The following is an 18,407-nucleotide window of genomic DNA, read 5'->3' on the forward strand; positions in this document are numbered from 1 at the left end:
GGTGGTGCGTCCCGGTCGATCGGGCCCTGTACTTGCATCTCAGCCTTCGAGACGCCAATATCGACCTATGGACAACTCTAGCGGAGTCGGCGTCCTGGACAAGGCCGCCGCGGTCCTCAGTGCTCTCGAGGCGGGGCCGATGACCCTCGCGCAGCTCGTCGCTGCGACCCATCTTGCCCGACCGACGGCACATCGTCTCGCCGTTGCGCTCGAGCACCATCGTCTGGTCGCCCGCGACATGCAGGGCCGGTTCATCCTCGGACCGCGACTCGGCGAGCTGTCCACGGCGGCCGGCGAGGACCGGTTGCTGGCCGCGGCCAACCCCGTGCTCGCCGCGCTGCGCGACCACTGCGGCGAGTCCGCCCAGCTCTACCGGCGCCAGGGCGACCAGCGGATCTGCGTCGCCGCCGCCGAGCGCCCGATGGGCCTGCGCGACTCGATCCCGGTCGGGGCGACCCTGACGATGCAGGCCGGATCGGCCGCCCAGGTGCTGCTCGCCTGGGAGGAGCCGGACCGCCTGCACCGCGGCCTGCAGGGAGCGCGGTTCACCGCGACGATCCTGTCCGGCGTGCGCCGCCGCGGCTGGGCGCAGTCCGTGGCCGAGCGCGAGCCGGGCGTCGCGTCGGTGTCGGCACCGGTCCGCGGGTCCTCGGGTCGGGTCGTCGCCGCCGTGTCGATCTCCGGTCCCGTCGAGCGACTGACCCGCCAGCCCGGCCGGCTGCACGCCGGTGCGGTCGTCGCCGCCGCGAACCGGCTGACCGAGGTGCTGCGCCGCACCGGCGAGTGACGCCGGCCGCGAGAGCGGTCACGACCGACCCTCGCGACCGGCCCCAGGGCCTCCTCGCGCCCGGGTGAAATGTGCTGCGCCGTCCAGGTGACTTGGCCTCATCCGTCGGCGGCAACGTGGCGATGGCTCTCCTGGACGGCACGGACCCCCGACCGTGCGACGAGAGGAACCACCGTGAGCGCGACACGCGAACCGTACGGCCCGGCCGGAGCCGCCGGCTCCGCGGCCCCCGTCTGGGAGCCGCCGACGACCACCGGTCAGCAGGCCGTGAGCAGCTGGCAGCCCCAGGCCGTGGACACCCCGCCGGCCACGAACCCCTACGCGGCCCCCGTCGGCCAGCCGGCACCCCAGACGTACCCCGCACCGCAGGCCTACGCGGCCCAGCCCTATCCGTACCAGCCCGCGCCCGGCGCCTCCCGCTTCGGCACGACGCCCTCGTACGAGACGTGGGGCTACCAGGTGCCCGGCAACCCGAAGGCGGGCACCACGAACGGCTTCGCCGTGGCAGCCCTGGTGCTCGGGATCCTCGGCGTCTCGCTGCTCGCGGTGATCTTCGCGGCCGTCGCCGAGTCGCAGATCAAGAAGAACGGGCAGCGTGGCCACGGCATGGCCGTCGCCGGCGCGCTGATCGCCGTCGGCTGGATCGCCCTGGGAGTGCTGGCGTTCCTGAGCGGCTTCGCCGCGGGTCTCCCCGGCAGCTGAGGGGAACCCGTCCGGGCCCGCGTCGAGCGCCTGCACGGCGGTCAGGCACGGCAGTCGGACACGGCAGTCGGACACGGCAGTCGGACACGGCAGTCAGGGCAACGACGAAGGCCCCGGTCCGATGGACCGGGGCCTTCGTCTGATGTACCCCCAAGGGGATTTGAACCCCTGCTACCGCCGTGAGAGGGCGGCGTCCTAGGCCGCTAGACGATGGGGGCCAGGACACTCCCCGAAGGGAGCGACAGCGGACAACCATACAGCATCTTCGGCATGCCGCTGACCAGCTGGTCGGACCGACGGGACGCCGTCACGACCATGGCTGGGGTACCAGGACTCGAACCTAGACTAAGTGAACCAGAATCACTCGTGCTGCCAATTACACCATACCCCACCGGGGTATCCGCTCGGCTTCCCGAGAGGGACGCCACGCGAACTACCGGCGCACGATGCTACCGGAGCCGGACGACGGCTCCAAACGGCCGCCCGCACGCCCCGCTCCGAGCCTCCCCTGCGCCTCCGTGTCGGAGCCGCCCTCACAGCTGTGCGACGATGCCGGGCGTGACGACCCGACCCGAGCTGCTCGGCTCCCTGGGGATGGTCGCCTCCAGCCACTGGCTCGCGTCCGCGACCGGCATGGGCGTGCTCGAGCGGGGCGGCAACGCGTTCGACGCGGCGGTCGCCGCCGGCCTCGTGCTGCACGTGGTCGAACCGCACCTCAACGGGCTCGGCGGCGACGTACCGCTGATCGGCTGCCGGGCGGGAGACGAGCCGTTCGTGCTCTGCGGGCAGGGCACCTCCCCCGCAGCGGCCACCCCCGACGCGTTCACCGACCTGGGTCTCGACGTCGTGCCCGGCGCCGGCGTGCTCGCCGCCGTGGTGCCGGGCGCCTTCGGCACCTGGATGGACCTGCTCGCCCGCTACGGCTCCTGGACGCTCCGCGACGTGCTCGAGCCGGCCATCGGCTATGCGGCGGGCGGTCACGCGCTGCTGCCGGCCGCGTCGGCCACGATCGGCCGGATGTCCGGGACGTTCACCCGGCACTGGCCGACCTCGGCCCGGGTGTGGCTGCCCGCCGGCCGGGTACCCGCACCGGGCGAGCGGTTCGCCAACCTGGACCTCGCCGCGACGCTCGAGCGCCTGCTGCACGAGGCCGAGGCAGCCGGCAGCGCCCGGGAGGTCCAGATCGAGGCCGCGCGTCGCGCGTTCTACGAGGGCTTCGTCGCCGAGCGCATCGACGCCTCGGTGCGGATCGCCACCTGGGACTCCTCCGGCTCCGAGCACGCCGGTCTGCTCACCGCCGACGACCTGGCGACCTGGCGGGTCCGTGAGGAGGCGCCCGTCACCGTGGACGTCCTCGGCCGGACCATCGCCAAGACCGGTCCGTGGGGCCAGGGCCCGGCGCTGCTGCAGCAGCTCCTCGTGCTCGCCGGGATGGACCTCGATGACACCGAACCCACCAGCGCCGAGCTGGTGCACACCGTCGTGGAGTCGGCGAAGCTCGCGCTGGCCGACCGCGACGCCTGGTACGGCGACCCCGACCACACGGACGTCCCGCTGGCCACCCTGCTCTCCACCGCCTACGCCGACGAGCGTCGGCGACTGATCGGGCACGAGGCGTCGGCCGAGCTGCGACCCGGCTCCCCCGACGGTCGCGCGCCGCGCCTGCCACGGCTGATCACCGATGCGCTCGGCGACCCCCGCACCGCTCCGTCCGGCACGCCCACCGCGACCGGCGAACCCACCTTCGGCGGGCCGGCCGGCCGTGACCCCGGCTCCGGGACCTCCACCGCGCGTGGCGAACCCACCTTCGCCGCCGACGACACCGCTGCCCCACCACGCGGCGACACCTGCCACCTCGACGTCGCCGACCGGTGGGGCAACGTCGTGGCGGTCACACCGAGCGGGGGGTGGCTGCAGTCCAGCCCCGTGGTGCCCGGACTCGGCTTCGCGCTGCCGACGCGTGCCCAGATGTTCTGGCTCGAGCAGGGACTGCCGGCCTCGATCGGCCCTCGTCGCCGGCCCCGCACCACACTCTCGCCGACCCTGGTGCTGCGCGACGGCGTCCCCGAGCTCGCCTGCGGGACCCCGGGCGGCGACATGCAGGACCAGTGGCAGGTCCCGTTCCTGCTGCGCCACCTGCGCGGCGGCCTGGGCCTGCAGGCCGCGATCGACGCACCGATGTGGCACACCACCCACCACGTCGCGTCGTTCGAGCCTCGCACGGTCGACCTGCTCGGCGTGCACATCGAGGAGCGGGTCGGCCCCGAGGTCCTCGCCGAGCTGCGTCGCCGCGGCCACCGCCTCACCGTCACCGGCCCCTGGTCGCTCGGGCGGCTGTCCGCCGCCGGCACCCGCCCCGACGGCCTGCTGCGCGGCGCGGCGACCTCCCGCGGCGCCCAGGCCTACGCGGTGGGTCGATGACGCCGATCGAGCTCGTCGGGGTCCTGCTCGCCGGCCTCGCCGCGGGGACGGTCAACGCCATCGTGGGCGCCGGAACGCTGGTGACCTTCCCGCTGCTGGTCGCGCTCGGCGTCCCCCCACTCACCGCCAACGCGTCGAACACGGTCGGCCTCGTGCCCGGTGCGGTGACCGGTGCGTGGGGCTACCGGCGCGAGCTCGTGGGCTCGTGGGGCCAGGTGGGCCGGATGGCCGCGCTGTCGGCGGTCGGCGGCATCGCGGGATCGCTGCTCGTCGTCGCGGCCCCGCCGGACACCTTCACCGCGGTGGTGCCGTGGCTGCTCGTGGTCGCCGCCGCGCTCGCCGCAGCGCAGCCACGGGTCGCGCGCTGGGTCCGGCGCCACGCCGAGCACGAGTCGGGTGCCGAGCCGGCCACCGCACCGCTGTCCGTGGGCCTCGCGCTCGGCATCATGGCGACCGGGGTGTACGGCGGGTACTTCGGCGCGGCGCAGGGCGTGGTGCTCATCTCGCTGCTGGGCATCGCGTGGAGCACCGACCTGCAACGGGCCAACGGCGCGAAGAACGTCCTGGCCGGCACCGCGAACGTGGTCGGAGCCGTGGTGTTCATCCTCGGCGGGCTCGTCGACTGGCGGATCGCCGCCCTGGTCGCCGTCGGCTCGGCGACCGGCGGCGCGCTGGGCGCGCGGATCGGACGGCGGATCCCGGCACCCGTGCTGCGCGCCGTGATCGTGGTCGCCGCGCTCGCTGCGGCCGCCGCGCTCTGGTGGGGCTGACGACTCACCGATCCGAGTGTCCGGGCCGACGGGCCGACGCACGTCCGCTCAGGACGTCCGTGCCCCCGGACGCGCGATGCGCGGCACGCCCTGCGCGATGACGATCCCCACGATCACGACGAGCGCACCCAGCGGCTCGTTCCAGGACAACCGCTCGTCGAACACCAGGAACCCGATGACGGCGGCCACGATCGGGGTGAGGTAGGTGACCGTGCTCGCCGTGGTCGACCCGACCGCAGCGATCACCCGGTTCATCCACACGAACGCCAGACCCGTGCCGAGCGCGCCCAGCGCGATCATGGAAGCGCCGACGCCGACCGTGACCTCGCCGTGCGGCGTGACGCCGGTGAGCAGCACCACCGGGAGCAGCAGCACCGCCGCCGAGCCGATCTGTGCCGTCGTCACCGCGACCGGCCCCTCCGGCGCGCCGACGATGTGCCGACGTGCGTAAGGCAGCGCGGCGCCGTAGCAGAGGATCGCGGCCAGGCACGCGAGCGCGCCGTACCACTGCGTCGCCGGGAACGACTGCCACACGCCGAGCACCACGAGGATGCCGACGAACCCGGTCAGCAGTCCCGCCACCCGACGGGGCGTGGGCCGCTCCTCCGGGAACGCGACGATCACGAACAGCAACGTGCTCAGCGGCGTCGCGGCGTTGATGATCGCGGCGAGCACCGACGGCACGAACTGCTGGCCGAACGCGAACAGCAGCAGCGGCACCGCGTTCTGCAGCGCCGAGTAGACGACGATGTGCTTCCACAGCTCCGGCCGGCGGGGCAGCCGTGTCCGGGTCACCACGGCGAGCAGACCCAGCGTCAGCGCGCCGATCGCGACCCGCCCGAACGCGACCTGCACGGCGCTCAGCGCGGTCAGGCCGGCTCGCACGAACCCGAACGACGAGCCCCAGACCAGCGCGTTCGCGAGGTAGAGCGGCAGCCAGGTGCGGGCCGGTGGTGCGGTGGTCGCCGCGCCGACCCGGGCCGGCGCGCTCATCCGGCGACCTCGACGTCGTCCTCGGCCGTCCAGGCGTGCTCGGCGGCGAGCAGGTCCCGCTTCACGGTGAGGCCCCAGCGGTACCCGCCGAGCCCGCCGTCGCTGCGCACCACGCGATGGCACGGCACGACCAGCGCGAGCCGGTTGCGGGCGCACGCACCGGCCACCGCTCGGACCGCCGTGGGCCGGCCGACCTCGACCGCGAGCTCGGCGTAGGTGCGGGTCTCGCCGAGCGGGATGCGGGTCAGCGCATCCCACACGCGGGCCTGGAAGGCCGTGCCCCGCACGTCGAGCGGCAGCGCGGGCGCCGGGTGACCGGCGGCGAGCGCCCCGAGCGCCGCGCCGATCGCGGACAGGCCCTCGTCGTCGCGGTCCAGCAGCGCGCCGGGGAACTCCGCACGCACGTCGTCGAGCAGCGGCCCGACCTCGGGTCCGATCCGCACGGCGCACAGCCCGCGCGGGCTGACCACCCCGAGCACGACGCCGACCTCGGTCCGGACCGCGGTCCAGCCGAGCTGCTCGCCCGGGGCGCCGGCGGCGTAGCGGCTCGGCGGCATGCCCATCGTCTCCCCGGCCGTCTCGTAGAACGCCCGCACCGAGCCGAACCCGGCCCCGAGCAGCGCGTCGGTGACCGGCGCACCGTCGCGGAGCAGACCCCGCACCGCGCCCGTGCGCACGGCCTGGCCGAACGCCCGCGGGCCGACCCCGAGCAGGTCGGTGAAGGCGCGGCGCAGGGTGCGCTCGGAGACGCCGGCGAGGCGGGCGAGCTCGGGGGTCGGGAGCGGTCCGCCGGCCTCGGCCATCGCACGGGCGGCGTCCAGGACGACTGCGGTCCGCAGGTCCTCGGTGGTGGTGCTGGTCATGGCGACGACGCTACGGCCTGGCCCCGACCCCCAGCACTCCGGTTCCGGCCAACCTGCGCCAGGATCCGGCCACGGAACGCCAGGTCAGGGTGCCTCACCCTCGGACCAGCCAGTGGCTGGCCAGCGGGGCGAGCCAGACGTTGCCGTCCGCGCCGGCGTCCAGGTCCAGCCCGGAGAGCAGGTCGTGCGCGGTCCCCAGCCCGAGCTCGACCAGCCGGTGCCCGGGCCACGCCCGCCACTCGTCCGTGATGTTGTACAGCGCGAGGAACGGACCCAGCGGGTGCCGGCGCAGGACGGCGAGCACACCGGGGTCCGACGCGCCGAGCACTCGGGCCGGCACCGAGGCGTCCAGGTGCGCGGTCGCGCGCCGTACGTCCACGAGGTGCCGCACACCGGCGAACACCCGCTCCGGGACGACGCCCGGGGTGTGCCGCGTCTCAGCGACGTCCCACGGCATCCGCGGTCGATGGACCCACCGGTTGTCGTCCGCGTGGCCCGGCTCCGACGCCCAGGCGTCGTCGTTCGGCAGGCCGAGCTCGTCGCCCATCCAGAGCACCGGGATGCCGCCGAAGCCCATCACGATCGCGTGGGCGAGCAGCAACCGGTCGATCGCCTTCTGGGTCGCCCCCGGGTCGCCCTCGGCCACGGCACGGTCCAGGCCGACGAGCGCTGCCGCCGTGCCCGAGACCCGTCGGTCCCCGGTGGCCGGGTTGGCCTGGAAGACCAGCCCGGTCGCGGGTGAGGTCGGGTACCCGCCGGTGTACCAGTCCGACAGGAACGCCCGGTGCGCGAAGCCGTCCAGACCCACCGCCGCCGCGTCCGCGTCGTCGATCGCCCACCCGATGTCGTCGTGGCAGCGCAGGTAGGTGATCCACGCGGTGGAGGCCGGCACGGGCGGCATCGCCTGCAGCGCCCGCACCGCGAGCCGCACGTCCTGGGCGGCGAGCATGGACCACACCTGCACCATGAGGCTGTTGTGGTACGCGAGGTCGCTGACCTTGCCGTGGTGGGCACCCTGACCCAGGTAGTGCACGAGGTCCTGCGGCGCGACGATCGCCTCCGCCTTGAAGATCACCGCGGGTGCGGCGACCCGGACCAGGGCCCGCAGCGCCTGCGTGATCGCGTGCACCTGCGGCCGGTTCTGGCAGTTGGTGCCCAGCTCCTTCCAGACGAAGGCGATCGCGTCCAGGCGGACCACCTCGACGCCGAGCGAGGCGAGGAACAGCACGATGTCCGCGTACTCGACGAACACGTCGGGGTTCGACCAGTTGACGTCCCACTGCCAGGAGTTGAACGTCGTCCAGACCCAGCCGGCGAGGTCGTCGTCCCAGGTGAAGCTGCCGGGCGCGAAGTCGGGGAAGACCTCCGGCAGGGTCGCCTCGAACGCGTCGGGGACGGTGCGGTCGGGGTGCACGTAGAAGTAGTCGCGGTACCGCTGGTCCCCCGCGCGCGCGGCCGCGGCCCAGGCGTGCTCGCGCGCCACGTGGTTGAGCACGAGGTCCGCGACCAGCGAGATCCCGTTCTCGCGCAGGTCGGTGGCCAGCGACCGCAGGTCGTCGACGGAGCCGAGGTCGGCGCGCACCTGGCGGTAGTCGGCGACCGCGTAGCCACCGTCGTTGTCCCCCTCCCGCGGCTGGAGCACCGGCATGAGGTGCAGGTAGGTGACGCCGAGCTCCCGGAGGTAGTCGATGTGCTCCCGCACGCCCTGCAGCGTTCCGGCGAACCGGTCCGCGTAGCACGCGTAGCCGATCATCTGCTCGGACTGGAACCAGCCGGGATCGAGGGTCCTCGCCTGGTCGAGCCGCGCGAGCTCGGGGCCGCGCTCGGCGAACGCGCGCGCGACGACGCGCAGCAGCCGGCTCTCGAGCTCGGGGACCTGGTCGGGCCGGTACACGGCGCTGAGGCCGGCGTGCACGTCGGGCCACCAGCGCTCGAGCCGCACCTCGAGGGTCTCGCGCCGCTCCGGCGACAGGGCCTCGAGCACGTCGGAGATCTGCGCCACGGACAGGCTCTGCACGGTTGACTCCTCGCTGCCGCAGCTGGGCACGGCACTGGACCCATGGGAAGCCCTGCCAGCGTATCGCCGGCTGCCCGGGCCGCCGCCGGGAAGGTTCAGACGACGCCGTCGAGTGCGTCGAGGGTCGCGACCACGTGGACACCGACCGACCGCGCCGCGGCGATCTCCGCCTCCGGCACCACGTGCCGGCGTGTGCCCGGCCGGTCGAGCCAGACGCCGACCAGACCCGCGCGAACGGCCGCGACCGCGTCGATGTCCAGCTCGTCGCCGACGTACACCGTGCGCGCCGGATCGGTGCCCAGCCGGCGGCACGCCTCGTGGAAGACGCGCTCGTCGGGCTTGCCGACACCCAACGTGTCCATCCCGACGAGCACCGGCACCTGCTCCAGCCCCGCGCGCTCGAGCTTGCGGGTCTGGTAGCCGACCGCGGCGTTGGTCAGCGCACCGACCGCGAGACCACGGCCGACCAGGGCAGCGACCGTGGCGACCGCGTCGTCGTGCGCGCGCCAGGCGTCCTCGAAGGCGGCCTCGAACACCGCGTCCCAGCGAGCGAACCCGTCACCGTCCAGCGCCGGTCCGCCGAACAGGTCGTGCAGCTCGTTGGCCCGCGCCCGGCGCTGCTCGACGTAGCCGACCTCGCCGCGCGTGTATCGCCGGTACCAGCCGCCCGAGTCGGCCCGCCAGGTCATCACGACCTCGGCGAGCCGGGCCTCGCCCACCTCGGGCAGGTAGACGCGAGCGACCTCCGCCAGCGCGGCCTCGAACGCGGCCCGGGTGTCGACGAGCGTGTCGTCGACGTCCAGCAGGACGCCGTCGACCGTCGTCACAGCGAGGCGCGGAAGGCCCGCAGCCGGGCCAGGGTCGCGTCGCGCCCGAGGATCTCCATCGACTCGAACAGCGGCGGGGAGACCCGGCGGCCCGTGACGGCGACCCGCAGCGGCGTGTAGGCGAGCCGGGGCTTGAGGCCCAGCCCGTCGACCAGTGCGGCGGCGAGCGCGTCCTGGATCGGACCCGCCTCGAACGGCTCGACGGTCTCCAGCGCGCCGATCGACGCGTCCAGCGCCGTCGCCGGCTCGCCCTTGACGGCGGCGGCCCGCGCGTCGTCCTCGACCACGAGCGCATCGTCGGCCACGAGCAGGAACCCGAGCATGCCGACCGCCTCGCCGAGCAGCCCGATCCGCTCCTGGACCAGGGGCGCCGCGGCCGTGAGCACCGCCTGCTCGCGCTCGCCGAGCTCGGCGAACGCTGCGGCGTCGACCAGCCCGGCCGCGTGCAGGTAGGGCACCACCCGGTCGCGGAAGTCGTCGGCGGCGAGCATCCGGACGTGGTCGCCGTTGATCGCCTCGGCCTTCTTCAGGTCGAACCGCGCCGGGTTCGGGTTGACGTCGGCGACGTCGAAGGCCGCGACCATCTCGGCGACGCTGAACACGTCCCGGTCCGGTGCGATCGACCAGCCGAGCAGCGCGAGGTAGTTCAGCAGCCCCTCCGGCGTGAAGCCTCGCTCGCGGTGCAGGAAGAGGTTGGACTCCGGGTCGCGCTTGGACAGCTTCCGGTTGCCCTCGCCCATGACGTACGGCAGGTGGCCGAACACCGGCACCGCCTCGGTCAGCCCGAGCTCGACCAGGGCCCGCCAGAGCACCACCTGGCGTGGGGTCGAGGAGAGCAGGTCCTCGCCGCGCAGCACGTGCGTGATGTGCATCAGCGCGTCGTCGACGGGGTTGGTCAGCGTGTACAGCGGGTGGCCGTTGGCCCGCACGATCACGTAGTCCGGGACCGAGCCGGCCGCGAAGGTCAGCTCGCCGCGCACCAGGTCGGTGAAGGTCACATCGGTGTCGGGCATCCGGATCCGCAGCACCGGCTCGCGCCCCTCGGCGCGGTAGGCGGCCTTCTGCTCCTCGGTGAGGTCGCGGTCGAAGCCGTCGTAGCCGAGCTTCGGGTCGCGCCCGGCAGCGCGGTGGCGCGCCTCGATCTCCTCCGGGGTGGAGAACGACTCGTAGGCGTAGCCCGCGTCGACCAGCCGCTGCGCGACGTCGGCGTAGATGCCCAGGCGCTCGGACTGGCGGTACGGCCCGTACGGCCCGCCCAGCTCGACACCCTCGTCCCAGTCCATGCCGAGCCAGCGCAGCGCGTCGAGCAGCTGCTCGTAGGACTCCTGGGAGTCGCGCTCGGGATCGGTGTCCTCGATCCGGAACACGAAGGTGCCGCCGACGTGGCGGGCGTAGGCCCAGTTGAACAGGGCGGTGCGGATGAGCCCGACGTGCGGGGTCCCGGTCGGCGAGGGGCAGAACCGGACGCGGATGTCCGAGCCGGTCGCCTCGGTCGTGGGAACGCTGGTGGTGGCGGTGCTGGTCATGGTGTCGCCAGCCTAGTGCCGTGCCCACCCGCCGCCGTCCGGCCGTCGGCGGCCTGCGCGGACGCCGCGCTGCGGCCCCGCCTGGCGCTCAGTCGCGCCGCAGCACCGGGTTGCGCAGCACCCCGATCTCCTCGACCTCGCACTCGACCACGTCGCCGTGCTCGATCGGCCCGACTCCCGCCGGGGTCCCGGTGAGGATCACGTCCCCGGGGAGCAGCGTGCACACCTCGGAGACGTAGGAGATCAGGTACGCGACGTCGAAGATCAGCTGCGACGTGCGGCCGTCCTGACGCACCGCTCCGTTGACCCGTGCGGTGACGCCGAGGTCCTCCACGTCCAGACCCGGCACCAGGTACGGGCCGAGCGGGCACGCGGAGTCGAAGCCCTTCGCGCGCAGCCACTGCGAGTCGGAGCGCTGCGCGTCGCGGGCCGTGACGTCGTTGCCCACGGTGTACCCGAACACCTGGTCCAGCGCCCGCTCGGGCGACACGTCCTTGGTCACCTTGCCGATCACCACGGCGAGCTCGGCCTCGTGGTGCACCTCGGACGTCCACGACGGCAGCAGGATCGGGTCGTCCGGACCGATCACCGACGTGTTCGGCTTGAAGAACAGCAACGGCGCGGTCGGCAGCTCGTTGCCCATCTCCGCCGCGTGGTCGGCGTAGTTCCGGCCGACGCCGACGATCTTCGACCGTGGGATGACCGGCGCGAGCAGGCGCACCTCGTCGCTCATCGGGACGACCTGGCCGGTCAGCTCGGCCGGCATGTACAGCGGGTCGCCGCGGAGCACGTGCAGCTCAGTGGCGTCCCCCTCCCCCTGGACCATCGCGAAACGGGGGTCGGCGCCGGTGGTGAAACGTGCGATCCGCATGGGTCGAGCCTACGGGGCACGTAGCCTGCCTCCGTGCCAGGAGCCGAGGGCCGGATCGTCGGGGTCGACGTCGCGCGCGGCCTCGCGGTGCTCGGCATGGCGGCCGCGCACGTCGGCGACGCCGGTACCTGGGACGAGGTCACCGGGGCTCTCCAGCTGGCCGACGGCCGGTCCGCGGCCACCTTCGCCACGCTCGCCGGGGTGTCGATCGGGCTGCTCTCCGGCGGTCGCTCACCGCGGGACCTCCCGGTGGCCCGCGCCCGGATCGCGACCCGCGCGGTGCTGATCGGGACGCTCGGCGTGCTGCTCATGGCGCTCGGTACGCCGGTGGTCGTGATCCTGCCGTCCTACGCCGTGATGTTCCTGCTCGCATTGCCCGTGCTGGGCGCCTCGCCACGGCTGCTGACCGGGTTGGCCGGCGTCGTCCTGGTGGTCGGTGCCGCAGTGCACGAGGCCGTGCGCGACGCCGCGTGGGCGCTGGAGTGGCCCGTGTCGATCCTGCTCGGCCACTACTACCCGGTCGTGGTCTGGACGGCCTACCTGCTCGCCGGCCTCGCCGTGGTCCGGGCGGGCCTGCTCGGCCGCCCGGCGCGGCTCGCCGCGATCGGTCTCGCGCTCGCGCTGGTGGGCTACGGGACGGGGGCCGTGGCGGCGTTCGTCGCCGGCCCCGTCGCCGGTGGGCCGCTCGACCTGACGCCGCACTCGAGCACGGTGCCCGAGGCGCTCGGCAACCTCGGCGTCGCGTTCGTCGTGCTGGCCGGGTCGCTCGCCGTCTCGCGCCGACTCCCGGGGGTCGTCGCACCGCTCGCGGCGACCGGCGCACTGGCCCTCACGGCGTACACCGGGCAGGTGGTGGCGATCGCGGTGCTCGGCCGGGACGTGGTGTACCAGCCGAGCAACGTGGTGCTCGCCGCGTTCGTGGTCGTGACCGTCGCCGCCTGCTGGGTCTGGCGATCGCTCTGGGGCCGCGGACCGCTCGAGCGGCTCATCCACGGCGCGTCGGTCGCGGTGGGCGAGTCGTTCGCCACCCCGGCGCGCTCGGAGCCCTGAGGCGCGTCGGGCAGGTCCGGTCAGCCCGGGACCCGCGCCAGGAGCTCGCCGTGCAGCATGCCGAACCAGGCGTCCGGCTGGGCACCCCAGTCGAGCCAGCCCTCCGAGATCTCCTCGAGGAGCACGTCGTCGGCGAGCCCGTGGTCGCGAGCGTGCTGCGCGAAGTCCGATCGGGTCGCGCGGTCGGCCCAGACCTGCGCCCACCAGGTCGCCTCCGCGCCGGCGTAGGCCCAGGCGCTCGCCGAGCTGGTGAGGTCCTCGCTCGCGAAGCCCGCCTGCAGCGCCCACCCGGCGAGGTACCGGCCGGCGTCGGGCTCGCCGCCGTCGGCGTTGGCGACCTCGCGGTAGAGCTCTCGCCACTCGGCGAGGCCCTCGGACGCCGGAGCCCAGGTCATGGTCGCGTAGTCCACGTCGCGCACCGCGACGAGACCGCCCGGCCGCACCACGCGCCGCATCTCGCGCAACGCCCGAACCGGGTCGGGCAGGTGCTGGAGCACCTGGTGCGCGTGGACCACGTCGAAGCTGGCGTCGGGGAACGGCAGCGCCATCGCGTCGGCAGCGCGGAACGACAGACCCGGCACGTCGCCGGCCGCGTCCGCGAGCAGCCGCGCCTCGGCGAGGACGGCGTCCGACGCGTCCACACCGACCACCTCGCCCGGCGCCACGGCCCGCGCCAGGTCGAGCGTGATGGTGCCCGGCCCGCAGCCGACGTCGAGCAGCCGCTGGCCGGGCCGCAGCTCGGGCAGCAGGTACGCCGCGCTGTCGGCCGCCGTCCGTGCGCGGTGCGAGCGGAGCACACTCTCGGCGTGCCCGTGGGTGTAGGTCACCAGGCCAGGGAAGCCCAGCCACGTCTGCGTTTCAATATCCAGGACGAATCGTCTCACCTATCGAGCGAGACCCAGCTGGTCGACGCCTCGGTTCGCGAGCGCGTCCGCACGCTCGTTGCCGGGGTCCCCGGAGTGGCCCTTGACCCACAGCCAGGTCACGTCGTGCCGCTGGAGCTCGGCGTCCAGCGCCTGCCACAGGTCGACGTTCTTCACCGGCTTCTTGTCCGCGGTCCGCCACCCGTTGCGCTTCCAGTTCGGCATCCACCGCTGCACACCGTTCATCACGTAGGTCGAGTCCACGTGCAGTCGCACCCGGCACGGGCGACGCAGCGCACGCAGCGCCTCGATCACCGCGGTGAGCTCCATCTTGTTGTTCGTGGTCAGCGCGTCGCCGCCGAACAGCTCGCGCTCGTGGTCGCCGGACCGCAGCCAGGCGCCCCAGCCGCCCGGACCCGGGTTCCCCTTGCACGCGCCGTCGGTCCACATCTCGACGTCGGTCAGCTCGTTGTCGTCGGCCACGCGGTCACCCTAGCCAGACGGTGGCCCCGGACCGGACCACGGACGGCCCGGCTCACAGCGCATCCCGACCGAACGCCTGCACCGCGCACAGCCCGAGGCGCACGATAGGAGGCATGACCTTCGCGAACCGCACGGATGCGGGACGCCGGCTGGCCGAACGGCTCGCACCGCTGCACGGCACACCGGTCGTGGTGCTGGGCCTCCCGCGAGGCGGCGTGCCCGTCGCGGCACCCGTGGCCGTGGCGCTCGAGGCGCCGCTCGACGTGCTCCCGGTGCGCAAGCTCGGCGTGCCGTGGCAGCCCGAGCTCGCGATGGGCGCGATCGCCGAGGGCGGCGTCCGGGTGGTCGAGGCCGAGGTCGTCGCGCGTGGTGGGCTCACCGACGCCGCGATCGACGCGGCGGCCGAGCGTGAGGCTCCCGCGCTGGCCCGCGAGGCGGCGTACCGCGGCGGGCGCCCGGCCGTGCCGCTCGAGGGCAAGACGGTCGTGGTCGTCGACGACGGACTGGCGACCGGGTCCACGGCGCGAGCGGCCTGCCTGGCGGCCCGCGCGCGCGGCGCCGAGCGCGTGGTCCTCGCGGTCCCGGTCGCCCCGCCGCACTGGGCATGGCCGATGCACGAGGTCGCGGACGAGTGCATCGCGCTGCACGTCCCGTCCCACTTCCGGGCGGTCGGGCAGGACTACGACGACTTCTCCCCCACGACCGACGCCGAGGTGCTGGCCGCGCTCGACGAGGCGCGGGCCGAGCTCGAGAGCTGAGTCACCGCCGCGGGTCACGGCCAGGGACCGAGCTCCGGCAGGTCCACCACGGCGCCCCCGTTGTCCGCGACCAGCGGCACGATCGGCTCGCGCCCGGCCAACCAGGCGACCAGGTCGTTGGCCGCGCCCCGCACCCGGAGCACCCGACCCTGGCCGAGCCGCCGCGGCTCGTCCACATCGGTCGGCTCGAGGTCGAGCTGCGTGCCGTCGGGCACCCGCGGCGAGAGGAACGCCACGAGGTGCTCGCGCAGCTCCGGACCCCACAGGGTGTGCTCGGCGCCCAGGTCGAGATCCGTGAGGTGGATCGAGAACTCCCGCCACCAGGCGAGCACCACGGCCTCGACCGGCAGCCCGTCCTTGAAGGCGGTCCGCCGCCGCAGGACGTCCTCGTCGAGCAGGTCGAGGAGTCCCTCCATGCGGTCCATCGCCGCTTCCACCCGGGTGACGTGCTCGGCGGCGCCGGCCGACGCGCCCGCCTCGATCGCGGCGTCCCGCCCGGGCCGGCCGCCGTCGTAGAACTCTCCCGGGTCGGCCCCCTCCAGCGCCCGGAGCACCTGCCGCTCGGCCGCGGCACCGAACCCCGCCAGGTGCGCGAGGACGTGGCCACGCGTCCAGCCGGGCAGCCGCGACGCGGCCCGGACGTCGTCGTCGGTCAGCCCCTCGATCGTCGTACGGACTCGCTCATGAGTGCGCTCGATCGACTCGATCGCCGCAGACGCCTCGGTCGGAAGCATGACTCCATCCCACCCCCGCCCGGCGCGAACGGCAAGGTCGCCGGGTGTGACGTGGCGCTCGGCCCGGTCCGCTGCGGCGGGCCGCCGCACGCTCACCCGCCCACCCGGCGGGCCTGGCAGACTGGCGGCCCGTGACCGTTCCGAGCGTGACCCCATCGCTCGCCGACCGCGTGCCCGGCGAGCCCGACCCCGACGCGCTCTACGACGCCTTCACCGGATGGGTCGCCGAGCGTGGCCAGACGCTCTACCCGCACCAGGACGAGGCCCTGCTCGAGCTGGTCACCGGGTCGCACGTCATCGTGTCGACCCCGACCGGGTCCGGGAAGTCGCTGATCGCGATGGCCGCGCACTTCGTCGCCCTCGCCCAGGGCCGCCGGACGTTCTACACCGCGCCCCTCAAGGCCCTGGTCAGCGAGAAGTTCTTCGACCTGGTCGCCGCGTTCGGCACGGCCAACGTCGGGATGATCACCGGGGACTCCTCGGTCAACCCCGGCGCCCCGATCATCTGCTGCACGGCCGAGATCCTGGCGAACATCGCGCTGCGCACCGGCGACGGCACCGCAGAGGCGGCCGGCCACGCCGACGACCCCGCGGTCCCCGGGACCGACGCCGTGGGCCAGGTGGTGATGGACGAGTTCCACTTCTACGCCGACCCGCAGCGCGGCTGGGCATGGCAGGTCCCGCTGCTGGAGCTGCCGCGAACCCAGTTCGTCCTCATGTCGGCGACCCTGGGCGACCCGTCGTTCTTCGCCGAGGACCTGCGCCGGCGCACCGGCGTCGAGGTCGCGTGCGTGACGAGCGTCGAGCGTCCGGTGCCGCTCACCTACGGCTACGTCGTCGACCCGTTGCACGAGGTCGTCGCCGGTCTGGTCGCCGGGGGCCGCGCACCGGTGTACCTGGTGCACTTCACCCAGAAGGACGCGGTCGAGCGCGCTCAGGCGCTGATGTCGACCACGCTCGCCAGCCGCGAGCAGCGCGATGCGATCGCCGCCGAGCTCGGCGCGTTCCGGTTCGCCGGCGGGTTCGGCCAGACCCTGTCACGGTTCCTGCGGCACGGGGTGGGCGTGCACCACGCCGGGATGCTGCCGCGCTACCGGCGGGTCGTGGAGCGGCTCACCCAGCAGGGGCTGCTGACCGTGGTGTGCGGCACCGACACGCTCGGGGTGGGCATCAACGTGCCGATCCGCACGGTCGTCCTGACGTCGCTGGTCAAGTACGACGGCGAGCGGATGCGCCACCTGACCGCCCGCGAGTTCCACCAGATCTCCGGCCGGGCCGGACGCGCCGGGTTCGACACCCTCGGCGAGGTCCTGGTGATGGCGCCGGAGCACGTGATCGAGAACCGCGCGGCGCTGGCCCGGGCCGGGGACGACCCCAAGAAGGTCAAGAAGATCGTGCGCAAGAAGGCGCCGCCCGGACAGGTCAACTGGACCGAGCAGACCTTCGAGCGGCTGCGCGACGCCCCGCCCGAGCCGCTCACGTCGAGCCTGACCGTCTCGCACGCCATGGTGCTCAACGTGCTGGCCCGCCGATCGGGCGACCCGGTCGAGGCGATGCGCCGGCTGCTCACCGACAACCACGAGCCGGAGGCCGCGCGCGGCCGCCTGGTGCGCCAGGCCGTCCGGATCTACCGCTCGCTGCGCGAGTCCGGCGTGGTCGACCGGGTGCGGTCGGCCGACGGGCGGTGGACCGTGCGCCTCGCGGTGTCGCTCCCCGAGGAGTTCGCCCTCAACCAACCGCTGTCGCCGTTCGCGCTCGCAGCGCTCGACATGCTCGACGCGGCAGCCCCCGACTACGCGCTGGACGTCGTGTCGGTGGTCGAGGCGACCCTCGACGACCCGCGCCAGGTGCTCGTCGCGCAGGAGAAGAAGGCGCGTGGCGAAGCGGTCGCCGCGATGAAGGCCGAGGGCATGGAGTACGACGAGCGGATGGCGGCCCTCGAGGACGTCACCTACCCGCGCCCGCTCGCCGAGGAGCTCGCCGCCGCCTTCGCGATCTACCGGCGGACCAACCCCTGGGTCGCCGACCACACCCTGTCGCCGAAGTCCGTGGTGCGCGACATGGCCGAGCACGGCGCGACGTTCTCCGACTACGTCGCGACCTACGGGCTCCAACGCACCGAGGGCGTGCTGCTGCGCTACCTCGCGGACGCCTTCCGCGCGCTGCGCCAGACCGTGCCACCCGAGGCCCGGGACGGCGCGCTCGACGAGCTGCTCGAGTGGCTCGGCGTGGTCGTGCGCGGGACGGACTCGAGCCTGCTGGACGAGTGGGAGAAGCTCGCGGCCGGCGAGGGCGCTGCTGGCACCGGCGGCGTGCCGCTCGAGCCGCCGCCGCCGACCCGGCTGTCGGCCGCACCCCGGGCACTGCGCGCCATGGTGCGCGGCGCGCTGTTCCGCCGGGTCGAGCTGGTGGCCCGGGAACGCTGGGACGAGCTCGGGCGCCTCGGTGACACCGATCCCGACGGTGCCGCCTGGAACGCGGACCGCTGGCACGCGGCGCTCGACCCGTACTTCGACGAGCACGACGAGCTGCTGACCGGACCCGACGCCCGCGGGCCGCAGCTGCTGCTGGTCACCGAGCACCGCGACCGGTGGGAGGTGCGCCAGCTGCTCGACGACCCCGCGGGCCACCACGACTGGTACATCGACCTGGTCCTGGACCTGACCGCCTCCGACGAGACCGGCGAGCCCGTCTGGCACGTGACCGACGCCGGCCGCCTCTAGCCCGCCACGCTGCGAGAGG

The 18,407-nt window shown here is 74.1% G+C and carries 16 protein-coding genes and 2 tRNA genes; 7 read left to right on the plus strand and 11 right to left on the minus strand.

Annotated features, from left to right (window positions below):
* The first annotated feature begins 67 nt into the window (after positions 1–67).
* The gene (locus OEB99_RS06770) at positions 68–787 is read left to right on the plus strand and encodes an IclR family transcriptional regulator (RefSeq protein ID WP_263509190.1); all 720 of its coding nucleotides are present in this window, start codon (positions 68–70) and stop codon (positions 785–787) included.
* Positions 788–961: 174 nt separating this feature from the next.
* Complete coding sequence (locus OEB99_RS06775; RefSeq protein WP_263509192.1) at positions 962–1,489, plus strand: DUF4190 domain-containing protein; 528 nt, start codon at positions 962–964, stop codon at positions 1,487–1,489.
* A gap of 145 nt (positions 1,490–1,634) precedes the next feature.
* Here OEB99_RS06775 and OEB99_RS06780 read toward each other — a convergent pair.
* A tRNA-Glu gene (locus OEB99_RS06780) sits at positions 1,635–1,707 on the minus strand.
* Positions 1,708–1,805: 98 nt separating this feature from the next.
* Positions 1,806–1,880 (minus strand) — tRNA-Gln (locus OEB99_RS06785).
* Positions 1,881–2,038: 158 nt separating this feature from the next.
* Between OEB99_RS06785 and OEB99_RS06790 the strand changes: the two genes are divergently transcribed.
* Together OEB99_RS06790 and OEB99_RS06795 are read left to right on the plus strand one after the other, a co-directional pair.
* Positions 2,039–3,910, plus strand: coding sequence for a gamma-glutamyltransferase family protein (locus tag OEB99_RS06790; protein WP_263509193.1), 1,872 nt, complete (start codon positions 2,039–2,041; stop codon positions 3,908–3,910).
* On the plus strand, positions 3,907–4,680 hold the full coding sequence (locus OEB99_RS06795; protein ID WP_263509195.1) for a sulfite exporter TauE/SafE family protein: 774 nt from the start codon (positions 3,907–3,909) through the stop codon (positions 4,678–4,680). The genes OEB99_RS06790 and OEB99_RS06795 overlap by 4 nt, the downstream gene beginning before the upstream one ends.
* Positions 4,681–4,728: 48 nt before the next feature.
* On the opposite strand, the gene OEB99_RS06800 is transcribed toward OEB99_RS06795, so the two are convergent.
* From OEB99_RS06800 to OEB99_RS06825, 6 genes are all read right to left on the minus strand, one after another.
* Positions 4,729–5,673: a DMT family transporter gene (locus tag OEB99_RS06800; protein ID WP_263509197.1), complete on the minus strand. Its 945-nt coding sequence runs from the start codon at positions 5,671–5,673 to the stop codon at positions 4,729–4,731.
* Positions 5,670–6,536, minus strand: a complete 867-nt coding sequence (locus tag OEB99_RS06805) for a methylated-DNA--[protein]-cysteine S-methyltransferase (protein ID WP_263509198.1) — start codon at positions 6,534–6,536, stop codon at positions 5,670–5,672. Before OEB99_RS06805 ends, OEB99_RS06800 begins: the two co-directional genes overlap by 4 nt.
* 94 nt (positions 6,537–6,630) lie before the next feature.
* The gene (locus tag OEB99_RS06810) at positions 6,631–8,553 is read right to left on the minus strand and encodes an alpha-amylase family protein (protein ID WP_263509200.1); all 1,923 of its coding nucleotides are present in this window, start codon (positions 8,551–8,553) and stop codon (positions 6,631–6,633) included.
* Between the two features lie 95 nt (positions 8,554–8,648).
* On the minus strand, positions 8,649–9,380 hold the full coding sequence (locus OEB99_RS06815; RefSeq protein ID WP_263509201.1) for an HAD family hydrolase: 732 nt from the start codon (positions 9,378–9,380) through the stop codon (positions 8,649–8,651).
* Positions 9,377–10,906 carry a glutamate--tRNA ligase gene (gene gltX / locus OEB99_RS06820; protein WP_263509202.1) on the minus strand — a complete coding sequence of 510 codons (1,530 nt, stop codon included), beginning with the start codon at positions 10,904–10,906 and terminating at the stop codon, positions 9,377–9,379. Before gltX ends, OEB99_RS06815 begins: the two co-directional genes overlap by 4 nt.
* A gap of 88 nt (positions 10,907–10,994) precedes the next feature.
* The gene (locus OEB99_RS06825) at positions 10,995–11,777 is read right to left on the minus strand and encodes a fumarylacetoacetate hydrolase family protein (RefSeq protein WP_263509203.1); all 783 of its coding nucleotides are present in this window, start codon (positions 11,775–11,777) and stop codon (positions 10,995–10,997) included.
* Between the two features lie 33 nt (positions 11,778–11,810).
* Here OEB99_RS06825 and OEB99_RS06830 point away from each other — a divergent pair, with 33 nt between their 5' ends.
* Entirely contained in the window at positions 11,811–12,827 is a 1,017-nt protein-coding gene (locus OEB99_RS06830) for a heparan-alpha-glucosaminide N-acetyltransferase domain-containing protein (RefSeq protein WP_263509204.1), read from the plus strand.
* A gap of 20 nt (positions 12,828–12,847) precedes the next feature.
* Here OEB99_RS06830 and OEB99_RS06835 read toward each other — a convergent pair whose 3' ends face one another.
* Both OEB99_RS06835 and rnhA read right to left on the minus strand, forming a co-directional pair.
* Positions 12,848–13,654: a methyltransferase domain-containing protein gene (locus tag OEB99_RS06835; protein ID WP_318011394.1), complete on the minus strand. Its 807-nt coding sequence runs from the start codon at positions 13,652–13,654 to the stop codon at positions 12,848–12,850.
* Between the two features lie 57 nt (positions 13,655–13,711).
* Positions 13,712–14,140 carry a ribonuclease HI gene (gene rnhA / locus OEB99_RS06840; RefSeq protein ID WP_263509439.1) on the minus strand — a complete coding sequence of 143 codons (429 nt, stop codon included), beginning with the start codon at positions 14,138–14,140 and terminating at the stop codon, positions 13,712–13,714.
* A gap of 146 nt (positions 14,141–14,286) precedes the next feature.
* Between rnhA and OEB99_RS06845 the strand changes: the two genes are divergently transcribed.
* Positions 14,287–14,931 (plus strand): phosphoribosyltransferase, encoded by a 645-nt coding sequence (locus tag OEB99_RS06845; RefSeq protein ID WP_263509205.1) that lies wholly within the window; start codon positions 14,287–14,289, stop codon positions 14,929–14,931.
* 14 nt (positions 14,932–14,945) lie between these two features.
* Here the strand turns inward: OEB99_RS06845 and OEB99_RS06850 are convergent, their stop codons facing one another.
* The gene (locus tag OEB99_RS06850; RefSeq protein WP_263509206.1) at positions 14,946–15,665 is read right to left on the minus strand and encodes a maleylpyruvate isomerase family mycothiol-dependent enzyme; all 720 of its coding nucleotides are present in this window, start codon (positions 15,663–15,665) and stop codon (positions 14,946–14,948) included.
* 146 nt (positions 15,666–15,811) lie between these two features.
* Here OEB99_RS06850 and OEB99_RS06855 point away from each other — a divergent pair, with 146 nt between their 5' ends.
* Positions 15,812–18,388, plus strand: a complete 2,577-nt coding sequence (locus OEB99_RS06855) for a DEAD/DEAH box helicase (RefSeq protein WP_263509207.1) — start codon at positions 15,812–15,814, stop codon at positions 18,386–18,388.
* Positions 18,389–18,407: the final 19 nt, after the last annotated feature.

The organism is Actinotalea endophytica, assembly GCF_025717005.1.
Classification (GTDB): domain Bacteria; phylum Actinomycetota; class Actinomycetes; order Actinomycetales; family Cellulomonadaceae; genus Actinotalea.